Genomic DNA, 530 nt, shown 5'->3' on the forward strand with positions numbered 1-530 from the left:
CGGAAGATTTAGAAACTAGATGGGGTAGGGTCATAACCTTTGGAGATAGGGTGATTCTTGTAGGACACTACTATCACCCAGATGGTAATTGCTACTTTGCAGCAGTTCATGAATTTCTAGATGATGACCATTCATGTGAAGGTTTTATTGGACTAAGGGAAGTAAGCGAAGAACGATTCAAAGATGATGGTCACGCAATTGAGTGGGCATTAAAACAAAACTAACAATAAAAGATTTTCAGAGCCTAGGCTCTGTTTCTCGTAGTAGCAGCCAAAGGGCTGTATTTTTTATGTCTAAAAGGGGTGAGTTGATGGCAAAATACAAGACTACAAAATTTAAATTAAAAGATTCTATCTATAGCAGGGATCATGCAGATTATGCTGTAAATTTCATTGAATGCCTAAGCCACACCAAAGGCACCTGGGCTGGTAAGCCATTTAAGTTACTTCCTTGGCAAGAGCAAATCATAAGAGATTTATTTGGAGTGATTAAACCAAATGGATATAGGCAGTTTAATACAGCCTACATTG

At 38.1% G+C, this 530-nt stretch carries 2 protein-coding genes; both read left to right on the plus strand.

Translation table 11 applies throughout. From position 1 onward, the window contains the following. A partial coding sequence (locus tag ACYU87_RS27695) for an Nmad4 family putative nucleotide modification protein (protein ID WP_461137236.1) occupies positions 1-224 on the plus strand: 224 nt, incomplete at its 5' end. An 86-nt stretch (positions 225-310) separates the two neighbouring features. Continuing rightward, the coding region (locus tag ACYU87_RS27700; protein ID WP_461137237.1) for a hypothetical protein at positions 311-530 on the plus strand (220 nt) is incomplete at its 3' end.

The organism is Spirosoma lituiforme (genome assembly GCF_054776635.1).